This is a genomic window from Mycobacterium sp. 3-98 (assembly GCF_035918355.1).
In the GTDB taxonomy this organism is placed as follows: Bacteria; Actinomycetota; Actinomycetes; order Mycobacteriales; family Mycobacteriaceae; genus Mycobacterium; species Mycobacterium intracellulare.
The window spans coordinates 3,868,463-3,883,633 of record NZ_CP142360.1 but is presented as its reverse complement, the minus strand read 5'-3'; the positions used below and the strand labels follow the sequence as shown (position 1 = coordinate 3,883,633).

Sequence of the window (15,171 nt, the reverse complement as noted above, 5' to 3'; positions counted from 1 at the left end):
CAATCATAGCGAACGTTGGTATCTGCAGGGAACGGGCTCAGAGGTTCATGAAATGGCCGCCATCGACACCGAGGGTTTGCCCGGTGACGTAGCGAGCGGCGGGACCGATAAGGTATGCCACGGCTGAGCCGATATCGATTTCGGGGTCTCCGATGCGTCCCAGCGGGATTCGGCGTGCCAGCCTTTCCTCCATCGCCGGCTCGGCGCTTATCGCCAAGGTCATCGCGGGTGAATATGCCAGCGGTGAAACAACATTCACCGTGATGCCGTGAGGGGCCCATTCCCGCGCGAGGCTCTTGGCGAAACCGCGCAACGCGCCCTTCATTGTGGCGTAGAGCGGCAGGGTCGCGCTGCCTTCGATGCCGGCGGGCGAGGTCATGACGAGGAAGGTGCCGCCCCGCTTCTTCAACGCGGGAAATGCTGAAACGGCGCAGAAGTGCGCTCCACGAAGTGACACCGAGTAGTGGTCGCCCCAAACGGAACGATCGACATCAGCCAGTTGGTGCGGCTGGCTCGAGGCGTTGCTCGTGGCGTTGTGCACCACGGCATCGAGCCGCCCGGTGGTCGCCAGGGACAGCTGTATCGCGCCCGCCACTGCGTCAGGGTCGGTCACATCGCATCGTGCCCACGTCGCATCGTGGCCCCGCGCGGTGATTTCCTCGGCGACGGCCAACCCGGTCTCGGACCGGGTGGCGACGACGACGTGCGCCCCGGCCGAGGCGAGAGCCATGGCGATGCCGCGGCCAACCCCGGCGCCCGAACCAGTCACCAGCGCGGTGAGACCGTGCAGGCTCATGGCAGCATCACCGCCCCTCCGTCGGCGACGATCGTCTCGCCGACGAGGTGATCGATATCCGGCCGCAAGAGGAATTTCACCGCCTCGACGACGGTGTGGAGAAGCGTCGAATCGTCGTGGACCACAGCCGCGGTGAGGTGCGCGGTAAAAGAGTCCATCTCGGGCGTGAACAGTCGCAGAGGGGCCGCGACCAGGTTGACGGACACGTCTTCGCGCTTCCATTGCCGCGCAGCGGATTTCGCCATCGCGCGGATGCCTTCCACTGCGGTGGTGTACGCCACCAGTCGGGCCGCGCCCGCCATGCCGATTGTCGGCACGACAACGACGATTCGTCCCCCGTGCGGTGCTAACGCGGACCGTGCCCGCTGGAGCGCAGCGAGGGCGGGCCACATCATCCCGTCGACGATATGATCCCATTCCTCGCCACTGAGGCCGGCCGCGTCGGACGGCCGCGGGGCCGGATCGGTACCGACGACTACGACCGCTCCGGTGATGCCCGATGCCAGCCCACGTCCGGGTACCGCGACGATGCCGTCGAGTCCGTCTGCCAGCTCGCGCGCCAGACCGTCGGCCGCGCCCAAGACGACTGTGGACGACGCCACGTCATCGACTCGGCTGGCGCGCTAGGCGGTCATCGTGAATTTTCACCAACTCCCTGAACCCGATACGTACGTACCGGGGTTTGGGTTGGATGCCCCAGTCGTCGCGGGCGGTGTGCTGGCCGGCCGCTTCGGGTGCTCCCCCGAACGGGGGCCCACCGAGTGGATAGGGCTGTTGGCACTGGAGACTGTCGTCGGAGAAGCGCACCTTCATGAGCTCACTGCAGATCTCGGTCAGCGATAGCGTCGGCCAGCCGTACCAGACCGCCATCACAGGTACGGTCAACGAGCCCTCGATGACCAGCCCGAACAGGCAGACGTACAGCCCGCGTTTGAGCCATTTGTGCATTCGCGCCCACGTCGGGGTGGTTCCGACCGGCAACGGCTCGACCGAATCCTCGGTCCCCACACTGGAATTAGACACGGCGGTCCCTCCTTCGGTGCTAGTCGGAAAAGATCTCTCGGTTGACGGTGTGCAGGTACGGGATCGCGAGGAACGGCGTCACGTAGAAGATGTTGAATGCCCACCACCCGAGAACCGGTAGCCCGACTGCCGTATAGCGGACGTCGGCGTACATCGTCATGTTGAGGATGTAGCCGGTCCACACGATCACTCCGAACCAGCACGTCACGATCGTCCACTGGTGGCCCCAGCGTCTCATTTGGAGCAGCCCGATGGCGGCGGCGATGCGCATGGGAAAGGCGATCAGCACGCAGACCATGACCCAGGCCTTCTCGCCTGGCGCAGCGGCTCCGCCGATCCAGAGTTCGTTGTAGTGCCAGAAGTAGCCGGCGTCGATGAGGTTGCCCCATGCGGTGAAGACCGTGCGGGTGATCAGGGCGTGGTTGGCGAATAAATCGAGCGCCCAGCCGATGCTGTTGAGCGCGGCGTCGAGGATGATGACGTATCCGATGAGCGTGACCATCATTGGCCGAACCGACAGCCCGTCGCGCTGCGCCTTTCTCAACAGATAGATCCCTCGGCAAAATATGGGCAGGCCGACGATGCCGAGGACGAGGGTGCCCATGAGCGCGGTGCCGGCGATGCACCATCGATCCGCGCGCCGTTGCATCTCACGCGTTTGTGCCTCGTGCTCGTCCATGGCGGGCGATCGGGTTGGACTCGTCATTGATCACCAATCCCTCGTGAGATACATCTGGAGCTGGATCGCGAACATCGCGATCAGCACTCCGTAGATGAAGACCTGGAACGCGATCAATCCACGTTTGCGTCGTCGATCCTGCTCGTCCACTGTGTCTCCTGCGTCTATCAGAAGGTGCCGATGTTGGCCAGCATCCAGTAGAAGAATGCGACAAGGCCACACATCACTGCCCAGGTCACAGCCAGTCGGACCAGTTCCTGCCACATGAGACCCTCCTAGCGGGGTGACGACTTGCCACCAAACGTTAACATCACTCTCAGAAATGAGAACAATCGTTTTCGTCGCGTAGGCGTTGGAGGGACAGGGTCACACGTCCGCGAGCGCAGCGAGGTCGCGTTTGACCACCTTGCCGACATCGTTGCGGGGCAGCTGTTCGACGAACACGATGCGTACCGGAACCCGGTAGGGCGTCAGACGCTCTCGACACCACGACACGAGGCCGGCCTCGGAGACCGACTCATCGCCTCTGACGACGAACGCCCACGGCACCTCCCCGAGCCGCTCGTCGGGAACGCCGACGACGGCGGCTTCGCGCACCCCGTCGGCGGCCAGCAAGACGTCCTCTACCGTGCCGGGAAACACTTTGAGGCCACCACGATTGATCATGTCCGATACTCGGCCGTCGAGCCACAGAAAGCCGTCGTCGTCGAACCACCCGAGGTCGCCGGTGTGGAACCAGCCGTCGTCGGTCAGCCGGTCCAGGAAGGCTGGATCGATCTTCCGGGCGGCCGTCGTGGGCGTGCGGACCATCACCTCGTCGTCGGCGATTGTGACGTCGATGCCGGGCAGCGGCCTGCCGACCGAACCCAGTTTGGTCTCGCCCCACTCCCGGGCGTCGGCGGCCGACCAGCCCACCACCTCACCCCCGAGTTCGGTCTGGCCGTAGGAGTTCAGCACTATCACCCCGAATTTGTCCCGGAACCGGCGCGCCTGCACGGGCGACAGGGGAGCGGTGATCGACCGCACGATCTTCAGTGGCGAGAGGTCGGCCACCGAGTCGTCGTGCAGAACCATGGTCAGCGCCGCGGGCGGCAGCACCGTGGATCGCAGCTGGTGGCGCCGGACCAGCGCGGCGAAATCCGTCGGGGAGAACCGGTCCATCAGCACGACGCCCGAACCGGCCCGGAACGCGAACAGCACCTGGTAGATGCCGGCCCACAGCGACAACGACAAGGGCACCAGGTTCGGCATGGGGGGCCTCTTCGGTGGGGCCGACGCATTTTCCAAGCCAGGTTTCGTGCCGCGAAGTTTGGCCAGCAGCCGGTCGATCAGATCGAGTACCGTGCTGTGACGAAGCGGCACCGGCTTCGGCGGTCCCGTGGTGCCGGAAGTGAACTGCAGCAGCGCGACGTCGTCGTCGTAGCACGGCTCGCCGGCCGAGTGGCCTGACGACGCGACCCTGGTCCACGACAGCGCCTCGCCGGTGATTACGGGCAGGTGATGAGTCGAGAAACGTTGTGCGAGTGCGGGGGTCGTGATGATGGCAACGGGGCGCAGCGTTTCCAGCTGGGCGAGGATCTCGGGATCGGCCGCCCTGGGGTTTAGCGGTGTGTACACGCCGCCGGCGTGCCACGTGCCGAACAGCGCGGCGATGGTGGTGGCGTCGTTGGGCAGCATCGCGGCGACGACCTGTCCCGTCGCCAGCCCGGACTCGGCGAGCAGCTTGCCGAGTCGCTGGGCACTGGCCGACAGCTCGTCACGGGATACCTCGGCGCCGACCGTGTGCACCGCGACGTCGGGTAGACCGTCCAGCAGCGTTGCGAGGTTCACGAATCAGCCTCCAGGGGAGCCCAGTTCGGAGTTCGCTTGTCCGCGAAGGCCAGGGGGCCCTCGTTCTGGTCCGGATGGCCCCACATCGATGTCAGGTGTTTCGCACCTTCGCGGCACGCATCGGTGAGGCCGTATTCGAGCGCGCCCCATAGTGCCCGTTTGGTGGCGCGCATCGCCGAGGGCGAATTCTTGGCGATCTTCTCGGCGAGCTCCTGGGCGGCGTCACGCAGCTTGTCGGGCGGGTCGATCACCTGGCTGATCATGCCGAGTTCGTACGCGCGCTGGGCGGTGAGCCGTTCGTGACTCCCGACGAGTGCCATCCGTAACACCGCTTCGGCGGGCATCTTTCGCATCAGTGCGATGGTCTCCAGCGCGCTGACCTGACCGATCGAGACGTGGGGGTCGACGAAGGTCGCATCCGACGACGCGATGACGATGTCGGCGTCAGCCACCCAGTGCAGCCCGCCGCCCGCGCACACCCCATTGACGGCAGTGATGACCGGCTTCTCGACATTGCAGTGCCAGGCGCTCAGCTTCAGATCCAGTGTGCGCATGGTCTCCTGGAATTGCAGCACGGCCTCGCCGTCGAGGTCCTCGACATCGGCGCCCACCTGAAACGCCCGGCCGTTCCCGGTGTGCACGATGACGCGGACGTCGGGATCGGCGTTCAATTCCGCCCACGCCCTGGGAAATTCCTCGCGCATCACGGCGTCGTAGGCATTGAGACGGTCAGGGCGGTCGTTGATGATCCATCCGACGGGACCCCGTCGTTCAACGATGAGTCTGTGGTATGTCATGGAACCTCCGCTACGTCGGGCAGCGGTTGCCACTGCGGCGCACGCTTCTCGCGCCACGCCCGGACACCCTCGGCATGATCGGGGTGATTGCGGAGCCGCCAGATCTCCTCGGCGGCGTCGCTGCGCGCCTGCGTCATTCCGACTTCCAAACTGTGCCAGAGCGCCTTCTTCGTGGTGCGTATCGCGGTCGGCGAATTCGTGGCGATCGCGGCCGCGAGACGGCCCGCCGCCGCGCGGAGCTGATCGGCCGGCACCACCTCGGACACAATGCCCAACTGGTAGGCACGCTGCGCCGAGATGCGTTCACCCTTGCCGCTCAGTGTCATTCGCAGAACGGCCTCCATCGGCGACTTGCGCAGCAGCGTGATCGCCTCGTACGCGACGGCCTGCCCGATGGAGACGTGGGGGTCGGTGAAGGACGCCTGCTCGGCGGCGATGACGATGTCGGCGTCTGCGACCAGATGCAGGCCCCCTCCCGCGCACACCCCGTTGACCGCGGCGATCACCGGTTTCCACACGTCGCAGTGCCAGGACGAGATCTTCAGCTCGGCATCCCTGGTTCGGCGGGAGTGTCGTCGCATGGCCGCCTTGTCCCGCGCGACCTGGACCACGTCCATCCCGGTACAGAACGCCCTGCCGTTGGCGGCGTTGACGATCACCTTGACGTCCGGATCGGTATCGAGGTCGGCCCAGGCGGCCTCGAGCTCGTCGAGCATCAGCGCGTCGAAGGCGTTGCCCGCCTCGGGCCTGTCGAGGATCAACCAGCCGATCCCGTCGGCCTTGGACACGATCAAGCGTTCATAGGCGCTCACGAACGGGGAATGTCCTTCCAGGGCTTGCCCTTCCAGGGGTCCGGCTCCTTCGGCAAGCCGAGCACGCGTTCGCCGAGGATGTTCTTGTTGATGTCGGTGGTGCCGCCCTCGGTGCCGTTGGCGAGGCTGCGCATCATGCCCTGCACATCCCGCGGCAGAGCGTCCGGATCGTCGTGGGCAGGCCAGGCGATCGCATCCGTGCCCAGCAGATCGACCATGAGGTCCTGGATCTGCTGATTGATGGTGGCCTGGTGCACCTTGCCGATCGACGAGGCCGCGCCGGGGGACTGGCCGGCCGAAAGCGCTGCGCGCACGCGGTCATTGGTCCAGCCGCGTACCCGCTCTTGCGCCCACAAGCGCATCACCTTGTTCCTGATCACGGGATCTGCCCAGCGTCCGGTCTCCCTGGCGAGGATGATCAGTCGTTCGGCGCTCGACCCGCCGAGGCGGCCCATCCCACCCGAGCCCGAACCCGACACCATCTGTCGCTCGCTGGACAGCGTCGACGCACTCACGCGCCAGCCGTCGTTGACGGCGCCGACGCGGTGGACGTCGGGCACCCGCGCTCCGTCGAGGAAGACCTCGTTGAATTCGGCCTCGCCGGTGATCTGGCGAAGCGGTCGCACCTCGACGCCCGGCTGGTGCATGTCGAGCAGGAAGTACGTGATGCCCTTGTGCTTGGGCTGTTCGGGATCCGTCCGCGCCAACAGGATCGCAAAATCCGCCTGATCGGCCCACGTGGTCCACACCTTCTGACCGGAGATCACCCAGGAATCACCGTCGCGCACTGCGCGGGTGGCCAACGACGCGAGGTCGGAGCCAGCGCCAGGCTCGCTGAAGAGCTGGCACCACTTCTCCTCGTTGCGCACGATCGGCGGCAGGAAGCGCAGCCGCTGATCCTCGGTACCGTGGCTGAACAATGCTGCCGCCGCATTGTTGAGCCCCAAGGGATTCAGACGCGTCAGGCGAAGCGGGCGGAGCACCTCGTCGATCGCGCGCGCGACTTCGTTGCCAACACCCAGGCCGCCGTGTTCACGCGCCCACGTGGGTACGACTAGGCCGGATTCGGCGAAGGTCGGATACCACTGTTGGTAATCCGCAGGGCTGCGGACCGCCCGCATGGTCGCGGCGTCCTTGGCCGCGGCCGAGCGCCAGGCGGCCGGAACCTCGGCCTCGATCCACTGCCGCACCGCCGCGACCGCATCGTCGACCGGCGTGTCAGGGCGGATCGGTAGTTGCGTCATGATCTCAACCTCTTCAGCGGCCCTTGAATGCTGCACCGCGTTTGTCGCGGAAGGCCGCCAAGCCTTCCTTGAAATCCTCACTACGACTCGACAATTCGAGTGCCAATGCCTCGTTCTGGAGATGGCGGTCAAGGTCGAGGCCGTTGGCGCTGTGCAGCAACCACTTGGTGAGTCCGAGCGAAACCGTGGGCGCTTCACCCAGTTCTCTGACGAGTTGTTCGGCCACCGAGGGCAATTCGTCGGATGCGCAGGCGCCGTGGATGATGCCCCACTCGGCGGCGCACGTTCCTCCGATTTCCCGGCCGAGCATCAGCAGCTGTCGGGTGCGTACCAATCCGATGAGCCGTGGCAGTAACCAGGCTGCGCCGCTGTCGGGGGTGAAGCCGCGCGCCATGAACGGCTCCCAGAACCGGGCGTCGTCGGCGGCGACGCAGAAGTCTGATGCCAGCGCGATGTGGAAGCCCAGGCCGATCGCCCAACCTCGGACCACGGCGACAATGGGCACCTGCGTCTGAAGCATCAACGGAATCAGCCGATTTGCCTTGTTCGGTAGGCGGCGCTGCGTGCTGCCCACGCGTGGTTTCCGTTCGGATTTTGCGTTGTTGGCGATCAGGTCCGCGCCCGCGCAGAAATCCGGTCCGGTGGCGTCGATCCTGATGACCCGCACCGATTCGTCGGTGCCGGCATCGACCAGATGACCGATCATCGCGTCCAGCATCGCGTCGTTGACGGCATTACGGCGTTCGGCGCGGTCGAGGGTCAGCCGCAGGGTCGGGCCCTGCTGTTCGGCCAGAAGGCCGGGAACACTGCGGTAACTCATGTGCTCAGCGCTCGGCGAACTGTTCCGTTACGGCGGTCAGCAATTCGCCGAGGTTCGTCGCGCCGCCCGGCGGGTCGGGCAGGCGCACGGGCCCTCGGTCGCGGCTGGGCAGCAGGATGGTCGCGTGTCCCGGCGCGGTGATCTGGCCGCGGTGGTTGGTCGCCGCGAGTTCGAGGTCGACGGCGGGGCGTTCACCGTCGGCGAGGTACTTGCGGACGACGGTACCGGTGACGGTGTGGACGTCGCCGACGTAATTGAACAGACGAAACTCGCAATCGAGCTTCCACAGCCAGGCGTCATCACCCATCCAGTCCGTGCACAAGTGGATCAACCACGTCTCGCGCATGCGCCCGTAGTCGAACGTGGTGGGATTGCCCGCGTTGCGCGCGGCGTCGGGCTCCCAGTGCACGCGTTGCTGGGCATCGGGGACGCCGTACTCGTTGGGCGTGTAGAAGCGGGGGATGCGCTGCCGGTTCCGCCACGCCAGTCTCAACGGACGCACACCGTACATGCCCATACCCATGCCGACGTGCCAGCAGACCATGTCGGTGACCGTCAGCGGGCCCTTTGTCAGCGACCCCAAATCGTCGCCTTCGTCGACGTCTTCCCACCACCGCGGCTCGGCGCCGCGCGGGCTTTCGCGCCCGTAGCGTTCGTCGAGCTCGGCGATCTCGTCAGCGGTCCACGTCTTGAGTTGGACGGCTTCGTATTTCTTCCGGCCCCGCGCCTTGCTGCGCTCGGTGCGAATCATGTTGCGGTACTGGCCGCCCAAGATCGTGCCCTCGTCGTCGCGGAACACCTGGGCGGACCATTCGTGGATGGCGCGGCCGGCAAACTCACTGCTCTTGTCGAGCGCGGCCACCAGGGCATTGCGCCTGAAGACGCGGTGGTTGGCGCGCAGCGGCGCCCACCATTCCCGAGCAGATGAGGCGTAGAAGGCATGCACCCCGCGCAGTGGATCGCCCTTGGTCAGTGCGCGGTCCTCGTCCGAGAGTGTCGTGACTTCGTCCTCCCCGATCAGCGTGTCGCCGCCAACGAGGGCGGGTGGGGCCACAGACTCTCCCCATAAAGACTTCGCGGCGTATTCGGGATCGGCCCACAGCGGGTTGGCGTCACCGTAGCTTTCGGCGACGTGACGAAACGTGTCCTCGTTGGGGCGGTAGTAGTGCGGTGGCTGCGTGTGCGGGACGGCAATGCCGATGGTAGCCCGCAACCTGGCCAATCCCTCGTCGGTGATCCGCCCCGTCTGCCCCATCGGATTGCCTCCTCGTTGTGGCGGCCCGTGTCGTCGCCCGGACAAGGTGGAAATTAAGATACCCGAAAAACGGAAACGCCGTTAACGCAGGGGTGAACGAGATGTCAGAACAAGCATCCGGAATCGTGTGTGCGATCGGTGCCGACGGCGTCGCGCGGGTGACAATAGATCGCCAGGAAACGGGAAACTCGTTGTCTCCGTTGGCGCGTGACGCACTAACCGAAGCATTCGTACGGGCCAATGACAACCCCGCCGTCCGCGCGGTGCTGTTGAGCGCCAGCGGCACCCGGCACTTCTGCGCCGGGGCCGGCCTCGCACCGCAACCGGCGGGCGCCGGGGCCGCCGTCGAGCCGGTGCAAAAGCGTCCGGGTGACATCGCGCGGATGCTTCAGCAGGGCTGGCAGCGGCTGGTCGCGTCCATTCTCGACTGTGACAAGCCGGTGGTCGCGGCGGTCAAGGGCACGGCCGCCGGGGCGGGCGCGAGCTTGGTTCTGGCTTCCGATCTCGTCGTGATGTCAACGGAGGCAAAGCTTGTCGAGGCGTTTGTGCATCGTGGAATCCTGCCGGATTCCGGCGCCATCCACCTCCTGACGAGGATCGTCGGCCTGCGCAAGGCGACCGAATTACTGATGCTCGGTGAGCCGGTCGACGCGGCCGCCTGCGAAAGGCTGGGACTGGTCAATCGGGTGACCGCGCCGGACGACACCGACGCGGTCGCCGAGGAACTCGCCGGACGGTTGGCCGCGGGCCCGACGGTGATGCTGACGCTGACCAAGCGGCTGCTGTCGGTGTCGTCGGAGTCGGATCGGCACCGCGCATTCGAGCAGGAGGCCTGGGCGCAGGAGGTGGTGTCGCGCACGGCGGACCTGCAAGAAGGCCTGGTGTCGTTCGCCGAACGCCGGAAGCCCAAGTTCCTCGGCCGCTGACCTTCCGCGTCAGCCCGCGATGGGTCCGCCCCGAATGGTGAACGCGGCGCTGTCGTCGATCTCGTCGATAGACGACGCCACCGACTCCGCGGTCAGCGCCGTGTCCTCGATTCCCTTGGTGACACCGATGAACACGCGTGACACTTTGCCCGCGCCCACCGAGTAGATGTGCGCGGTGCGGTCGCACGACCGATGACACAGATAGACCACGACGGGCGTGACGAGCTCGGGATGCATGGCCTTGCCGGCGTCACCCATGATGTTTTCCGTCATCCGGGTCCGCGCTATCGGGGCGATGGCGTTGACGGCGATGCCGTTGCGGGTGCCCTCGATCGCGAGAACGTGCATCATGCCGACCAGGCCCATCTTGGCGGCGCCGTAGTTGGCTTGACCGAAATTTCCGAAAAGGCCGGTGCCCGAGGTCGTCTGAACGATTCGGCCGTAATTCTGCGCCCGCATGATCGGCCACACCGCCCGCGTGACGTTGAATGCGCCGGAGAGGTGCACGGCAATGACGGCGTCGACCTGCTCGGCGGTCATGTTCTTGAACGCCGCGTCGCGCAGAATCCCCGCGTTGTTCACCAGCACATCGACCTGCCCGAAGGCCTCCAGCGCGGCGGCCACGATCGCCGCACCGCCCTCCTCGGTGGCCACCGAGTCACCGTTGGCGATCGCGGTACCCCCGGCCGCGGTGATCTCGTCGACCACGGCCTGGGCCGCCGATATCGACGCCCCGTCGCCGTCCACCGAACTGCCCAGGTCGTTGACCACGACCCGGGCGCCGCGGCGGGCGAGCTCGAGTGCATGGCAGCGGCCCAGTCCGCCGCCGGCCCCCGTGACGATGGCTACCTGGTTGTCGAAAGTCATTGAATGCATGGGTGAGAGGTTACATTTACCTAACCGAGAACAACCATTTGCATCTGAGGCGTCGGAGGAGGCTCATGACTGGCCCGGCTGAGTTGCTACGACATGCGCGCCGCAGAGCCGAAGAATTGCGGCCCCGCTACCGAGCGGCCGGTTTCTGGACGGCGGAGCCGATCGACCTGGTGGGACCCACCGCGGCGCGGCACCCTGCCCGGGTTGCCGTCGCGGATCGCGGCGCCGAACTGACCTACGGCGAACTGGACAAGCGCATCGACTCGGCCGCCCGAGCGATGGTCGACGCCGGCCTTGCTCCGGGTGGCGCGATCGTCGCGGTAGTCGGTAACGACGTGGACTCGGTGGTGTCGGTCCACGCGGCGCTGCGGGTGGACGCGGTGGTTCTGCTCGTGCCGCGCAGTGCCGGGGCGACGCAGATCGCCGACATCCTCACCCGCACCGGTGCACGATTCGGCGTAGCGCCGAACTGGGCGACGATCGCCGACGCGGAGCTGTCCGGTCTCTGCGATTGGATCGAACTCGGTGACGATGGCCGAACGGGTACCACCCGGCCGCCGCGGCCGGTGCGGTCAGCCGATGAGCCGTGCTTTGTGCTTTACACCTCGGGCACAACCGCTCGGCCCAAGGGCGTGATTCATTCGCTGAGCACGCTGGCCAAGGCTTCGGCGAATTACATTGCGGCGGCGGGCCTGGGTTCCGACGACCGCATCTTCTTGATCAGCCCGCTCGCGTCGGTCACCGGGGTGTTGCAGGCGCTGTTCATCGGTCCGATGCTGGCGGCTCCAGTGATTCTGGAAGATCGCTGGGACCCGGCGGCGACCTGCGACCTCCTGGTCAGCTCGGGTGGGACGTGGTACGGGGGCCCGGACCGGTTGCTCGACCGGATGCTCGACCGGGCCGTGGCGCGCGGCGCCGTCGTCCCGTTACGCGCGGTGTATCTGGGCGGCACGATGCTGGACCGGCGGATCGTCGAACGCATCGAAGACGAGTTCGGCATCGTTGTGATGCGCGCCTATGGATCCTCGGAGACCCCGGTCAGCACGTCCGGTCTGCGGACCGAACCCCGAGACATCCGCCATGCCGACGACGGTGTGGCGCTCGGCGACGTCGACGTGCGCGTCGGATCCGAGTCCGAACCCACCGAGTGCTGCATCAAGGGTCCGCACACGTTTCTCGGTTACACCGACGCCGAGGACGACGAATACGCGTTCGAGGGGGAGTGGTTCCGAACCGGTGATGTGGCGGAGGTGGTCGGCGGCCGGGTTCGGATCGTCGGCCGGATCAAGGACATCGTGATTCGTAACGGGCTGAAGATCCCGGCCGCCGAAGTGGAGGAAGCGGTCTCGAGGATCGGTGGGATACGCGAATGCGCCGCTTATTCCGTTTCCGATCCCACCACCGGTGAGCGATTGGCTATGGCGGTCGTGCTCGAACCCGGCGTCGAGATCTCGCTCGCCGAGATCGCCCGGACCCTGGGCGCGGAGGGATTGCCGAAATACAAACTGCCCGAAGAACTTGTCTTCTGGGACGAGCCGCTGCCCGTCAACGCCAACGGCAAAGTCGACCGCGCCAAACTCGAAGCGCGGTCGGTCGGGCGGCAGCGGCTGCTCGCCGACCGTCTCGCCACTACCGGATGAGAGATCCCGCCGCCGAACCTAGTCGGCAGCGGGACGGAAGACCGGGACGACGAATCCGTCTTCGCCGTCGCGGAAGGCGATCACCAATTGCATGTCGGCGCGCAAATCTTCGACGCGGCAATTCTCCACGACCGTCATCAGCCGCGGTCCCTCCTCGAGGTCGACCATCGCCAGCACGTACGGCGTGCGCACGTCGAAAGGTGCGGCGTTTTGGTGGATGACGCTCCACGTGTAGAGCCGCGCGCGACCGGTTGCCGGCGCCAACTCGACGTCCTCAGCCCAACAATGCGGACAGAACGGCCTGGCGTACAACGATTTGCGACCGCAGGACCGGCAGGCATTCACCAACAGCCGCCGGTCCTGCGTGGCTGACCACCACGCCTGACCATCGGCGTCGATCGTGGGGCGATCAGGAGCCGTCATCGCTACCTTCCGAGAATCATTGTGGCGCTGTGGGTGAAAAAGCCCCCCATCGCGTGGACGCATGCCAACCTGGCGTCGGCGACCTGACGCGCTCCGCATTCACCGCGCAACTGCCGCACCGCCTCCACCATGAGGAACATTCCTCGCATACCCGGGTGACACGACGCCAGGCCCCCGCCATCGGTGTTGGTCGGCAGCGAGCCGCCCGGGCGAAGCGCTCCGGACTCTATGAAGGGGCCGCCTTCTCCCTTGGCGCAGAAGCCGAGGTCCTCCACGGTCAGCAGGACGGTGGACGTGAAGGAGTCGTAGAGCTGACACACATCGATGTCGGCCGGGCTGACCCCCGCCCGCGCGAACGCGAGTGGCCCCGAGCGCGCCGCCGGCGACGTCGTGAAATCGGGCCACTGGCCCATGCTGACGTGCGACGCCGCGTCGGCCGTGCCAAGAATCCACACCGGATCCTTCGCGCAATCTCTGGCGACGCGCTCGCTGGCGAGCACGACGGCGCCGCCACCGTCGGTGCGCAGGCACACATGCTTGGAGGTGAACGGGTCCGCCAGTAGCGGCGCGGCTGCGACGTCGGCAACGGTGATGCGGTCTCGCTCAAATGCGTTGTCGTTCATGGCTGCCCACTCGTGGGCCGCGACGGCGACTTCGGCCAGTTGGTCGACGGTGGTGCCGAATTGGATCATGTGGCGCCGGGCTGCCATGGCGTACTTGGCGATGAGGGTCGCGCCGTAGGGCGCCTCGTACTGCAGGGCACCGCCGGTTGCCATCGCGGCAGCCGACGCGCGCAGCTGTCGCTTGACGTCGGAGCGTGCGGTCGATCCGTAGGTCAACAGAGCGACCTCGATTTCGCCGGCCGCGATCGCGGCGGCGGCATGGCCGGCCATCACTTCCCAGGAGGATCCGCCGACATTGGTCGCATCGACCCAGGTAGGCCGCAGGCCGAGGTACTCGCTGACTTCCACGGGGGGAAGCAATGTTCCGTGCCCGCCGAAACCGTCGATGTCCTCCTTCGTGAGCCCCGCATCGGCGACCGCCCGCCGCGAGGACTGGGCCATCAGCGCCATGGCGGTCTTGTCGGGCACCCGGCCGCAGTCGGACAAGGCTGCGCCGACGATGGCGACGCGGTTCGATGACATAGCTCATGGTTATCACATCGACGTGGCGTCCGATAATGACCGTTGACAATATTGTGGAAACGTTATTCTCGGTCGGCTACCGTGAGCCTATGACGACGGCGCTGCGGGACGCCTTGCGGGCAGAGACGCTGGTGTTGTGCCTCGCGCTGCTCCACGCGCGCACGCCCGACGTTCCGGCGATCGCTGCGGCGTGTGGATACGACGCGGTATACGTCGATCTCGAACACACATCGACGTCCCTGGATACCGCGCAGATGCTGTGCGCGAGCGCGCTCGGCGCGGGGATCTCCGGCCTGGTGCGGGTGCCGTCTAACGATCCCAGTGTCATCGCCCGCGTCCTGGACGCCGGCGCGGTGGGAGTTATTGTGCCACATATAAATTCGAAACAAGAGGTCGAAGGAGTCGTGCAGGCCGCACGATTTCCACCGATCGGCAACCGGTCCATTTCGGGTCCCAACGCGGTCAGCGGATACGCACCGCGAACAGCGCCCCAATTGGTGGAGCTGCTCGAACGGCGCACGGTCGTGGCCGTGATGATCGAGACCCCGGAAGCCGTCGAGGCAGCCGACTCCATCGCCGCCGTCGACGGTGTCGACATGATTCTCATCGGACCGAGCGATCTGTCCGCCGAAATGGGCATCCATGGACAGTATGAGAATGAGCATTTCCACAGTGCAGTAGAATCGGTCGCGGCGGCTTGTCGTAGTCACGGCGTGGCGCTCGGTATCGCCGGAATAAAGTCGGTTGACCTGCTGAATCGATTCGTGGGACTGGGATTGCGATTCATCTCGGCGGGGACCGATGTCGGGATGATGACCGAGGCGGCCTCAGCCCGTGCGCAAGCGCTTCGCGGACTGCAGAGCCACCGCGACGACTGACATCCACAACCGAAAGCGACGCCCACA

General features: G+C 66.1%; 16 protein-coding genes. 3 read left to right on the top strand and 13 right to left on the bottom strand.

Annotated features, from left to right (window positions below):
* Positions 1–37: 37 nt before the first annotated feature.
* The 10 genes from QGN30_RS18270 to QGN30_RS18225 form a co-directional block, all read right to left on the bottom strand.
* Positions 38–796 carry an SDR family NAD(P)-dependent oxidoreductase gene (locus QGN30_RS18270; RefSeq protein WP_014379751.1) on the bottom strand — a complete coding sequence of 253 codons (759 nt, stop codon included), beginning with the start codon at positions 794–796 and terminating at the stop codon, positions 38–40.
* Positions 793–1,398 (bottom strand): SDR family oxidoreductase, encoded by a 606-nt coding sequence (locus QGN30_RS18265; protein WP_009956488.1) that lies wholly within the window; start codon positions 1,396–1,398, stop codon positions 793–795. Before QGN30_RS18265 ends, QGN30_RS18270 begins: the two co-directional genes overlap by 4 nt.
* Before the next feature lies 1 nt (position 1,399).
* On the bottom strand, positions 1,400–1,804 hold the full coding sequence (locus QGN30_RS18260) for a hypothetical protein (protein ID WP_009956486.1): 405 nt from the start codon (positions 1,802–1,804) through the stop codon (positions 1,400–1,402).
* A gap of 34 nt (positions 1,805–1,838) precedes the next feature.
* Positions 1,839–2,498: a hypothetical protein gene (locus tag QGN30_RS18255; RefSeq protein WP_009956485.1), complete on the bottom strand. Its 660-nt coding sequence runs from the start codon at positions 2,496–2,498 to the stop codon at positions 1,839–1,841.
* Positions 2,499–2,864: 366 nt separating this feature from the next.
* Positions 2,865–4,328 (bottom strand): class I adenylate-forming enzyme family protein, encoded by a 1,464-nt coding sequence (locus QGN30_RS18250; protein ID WP_009956483.1) that lies wholly within the window; start codon positions 4,326–4,328, stop codon positions 2,865–2,867.
* A complete protein-coding gene (locus QGN30_RS18245) occupies positions 4,325–5,125 on the bottom strand; it encodes an enoyl-CoA hydratase/isomerase family protein (protein ID WP_009956482.1) in 801 nt (266 codons plus the stop codon). Before QGN30_RS18245 ends, QGN30_RS18250 begins: the two co-directional genes overlap by 4 nt.
* A complete protein-coding gene (locus QGN30_RS18240) occupies positions 5,122–5,937 on the bottom strand; it encodes an enoyl-CoA hydratase/isomerase family protein (RefSeq protein WP_008255430.1) in 816 nt (271 codons plus the stop codon). Before QGN30_RS18240 ends, QGN30_RS18245 begins: the two co-directional genes overlap by 4 nt.
* Positions 5,934–7,181 carry an acyl-CoA dehydrogenase family protein gene (locus QGN30_RS18235; RefSeq protein ID WP_009956481.1) on the bottom strand — a complete coding sequence of 416 codons (1,248 nt, stop codon included), beginning with the start codon at positions 7,179–7,181 and terminating at the stop codon, positions 5,934–5,936. The genes QGN30_RS18240 and QGN30_RS18235 overlap by 4 nt, the downstream gene beginning before the upstream one ends.
* Before the next feature lie 13 nt (positions 7,182–7,194).
* Entirely contained in the window at positions 7,195–8,001 is an 807-nt protein-coding gene (locus QGN30_RS18230; RefSeq protein ID WP_136245244.1) for an enoyl-CoA hydratase/isomerase family protein, read from the bottom strand.
* 4 nt (positions 8,002–8,005) lie between these two features.
* Positions 8,006–9,256, bottom strand: a complete 1,251-nt coding sequence (locus QGN30_RS18225; RefSeq protein WP_225346074.1) for a hypothetical protein — start codon at positions 9,254–9,256, stop codon at positions 8,006–8,008.
* A 92-nt stretch (positions 9,257–9,348) separates the two neighbouring features.
* Here QGN30_RS18225 and QGN30_RS18220 point away from each other — a divergent pair, with 92 nt between their 5' ends.
* The gene (locus QGN30_RS18220; protein ID WP_014379757.1) at positions 9,349–10,182 is read left to right on the top strand and encodes an enoyl-CoA hydratase/isomerase family protein; all 834 of its coding nucleotides are present in this window, start codon (positions 9,349–9,351) and stop codon (positions 10,180–10,182) included.
* Between the two features lie 9 nt (positions 10,183–10,191).
* Here QGN30_RS18220 and QGN30_RS18215 read toward each other — a convergent pair whose 3' ends face one another.
* Positions 10,192–11,058 (bottom strand): SDR family NAD(P)-dependent oxidoreductase, encoded by an 867-nt coding sequence (locus QGN30_RS18215; RefSeq protein WP_036458613.1) that lies wholly within the window; start codon positions 11,056–11,058, stop codon positions 10,192–10,194.
* 116 nt (positions 11,059–11,174) lie between these two features.
* On the opposite strand from QGN30_RS18215, the gene QGN30_RS18210 reads away from it, so the two are divergent.
* Entirely contained in the window at positions 11,175–12,698 is a 1,524-nt protein-coding gene (locus QGN30_RS18210; protein WP_225346094.1) for a class I adenylate-forming enzyme family protein, read from the top strand.
* Positions 12,699–12,716: 18 nt separating this feature from the next.
* On the opposite strand, the gene QGN30_RS18205 is transcribed toward QGN30_RS18210, so the two are convergent.
* Together QGN30_RS18205 and QGN30_RS18200 are read right to left on the bottom strand one after the other, a co-directional pair.
* Positions 12,717–13,121 (bottom strand): Zn-ribbon domain-containing OB-fold protein, encoded by a 405-nt coding sequence (locus QGN30_RS18205; protein ID WP_225346075.1) that lies wholly within the window; start codon positions 13,119–13,121, stop codon positions 12,717–12,719.
* A 2-nt stretch (positions 13,122–13,123) separates the two neighbouring features.
* A complete protein-coding gene (locus QGN30_RS18200) occupies positions 13,124–14,266 on the bottom strand; it encodes an acetyl-CoA acetyltransferase (RefSeq protein ID WP_009956472.1) in 1,143 nt (380 codons plus the stop codon).
* A 35-nt stretch (positions 14,267–14,301) separates the two neighbouring features.
* Between QGN30_RS18200 and QGN30_RS18195 the strand changes: the two genes are divergently transcribed.
* Positions 14,302–15,144, top strand: a complete 843-nt coding sequence (locus QGN30_RS18195) for an HpcH/HpaI aldolase family protein (RefSeq protein ID WP_014382258.1) — start codon at positions 14,302–14,304, stop codon at positions 15,142–15,144.
* Positions 15,145–15,171 lie beyond the last annotated feature (27 nt).

Excerpts from the sequence above, each read along its gene's own strand:
- QGN30_RS18270 (WP_014379751.1), bottom strand. The coding sequence starts at position 796 with ATGAGCCTGCACGGTCTCACCGCGCTGGTGACTGGTTCGGGCGCCGGG.
- QGN30_RS18255 (WP_009956485.1), bottom strand. The coding sequence starts at position 2,498 with ATGGACGAGCACGAGGCACAAACGCGTGAGATGCAACGGCGCGCGGAT.
- QGN30_RS18245 (WP_009956482.1), bottom strand. The coding sequence starts at position 5,125 with ATGACATACCACAGACTCATCGTTGAACGACGGGGTCCCGTCGGATGG.
- QGN30_RS18235 (WP_009956481.1), bottom strand. The coding sequence starts at position 7,181 with ATGACGCAACTACCGATCCGCCCTGACACGCCGGTCGACGATGCGGTC.
- QGN30_RS18230 (WP_136245244.1), bottom strand. The coding sequence starts at position 8,001 with ATGAGTTACCGCAGTGTTCCCGGCCTTCTGGCCGAACAGCAGGGCCCG.
- QGN30_RS18225 (WP_225346074.1), bottom strand. The coding sequence starts at position 9,256 with ATGGGGCAGACGGGGCGGATCACCGACGAGGGATTGGCCAGGTTGCGG.
- QGN30_RS18215 (WP_036458613.1), bottom strand. The coding sequence starts at position 11,058 with ATGCATTCAATGACTTTCGACAACCAGGTAGCCATCGTCACGGGGGCC.
- QGN30_RS18205 (WP_225346075.1), bottom strand. The coding sequence starts at position 13,121 with ATGACGGCTCCTGATCGCCCCACGATCGACGCCGATGGTCAGGCGTGG.
- QGN30_RS18200 (WP_009956472.1), bottom strand. The coding sequence starts at position 14,266 with ATGTCATCGAACCGCGTCGCCATCGTCGGCGCAGCCTTGTCCGACTGC.
- QGN30_RS18195 (WP_014382258.1), top strand. The coding sequence starts at position 14,302 with ATGACCGTTGACAATATTGTGGAAACGTTATTCTCGGTCGGCTACCGT.